We start from the raw sequence: 318 nt of genomic DNA, 5'->3' as shown, positions 1-318 counted from the left end.
TTTCAAGACTTACTTTTGCACTTATTCCTGCCCAAAAATCCTATGTTCTTGTAATGGACCGCACCAATTGGAAGTTTGGTAAACAAGATATAAACATCTTAATGCTAGGTATTAGTTATAAGAATATGTGTTTCCCAATACTATTTAAAATGCTTGATAAACGCGGTAACTCAAATACAAAAGAAACAAAAGAACTCATCAATACTTTTATTGATTGGTTTGGCAAAGATTGTATAGATTGTCTATTAGCTGACAGAGAATTTGTTGGGGAAGATTGGATTGGTTATTTGAATGACAATAGGATTGAATATTATGTTA

1 pseudogene is annotated in these 318 nt (G+C 31.1%); it reads left to right on the top strand.

Annotated features, from left to right (window positions below):
* A pseudogene (locus GJV77_RS14760) lies at positions 1-318 on the top strand (IS4 family transposase); the annotation flags it as partial.

The organism is Myroides pelagicus (genome assembly GCF_009711055.1).
Classification (GTDB): Bacteria; Bacteroidota; Bacteroidia; order Flavobacteriales; family Flavobacteriaceae; genus Flavobacterium; species Flavobacterium pelagicum.
This window is presented reverse-complemented; position numbering and strand designations above follow the sequence as displayed.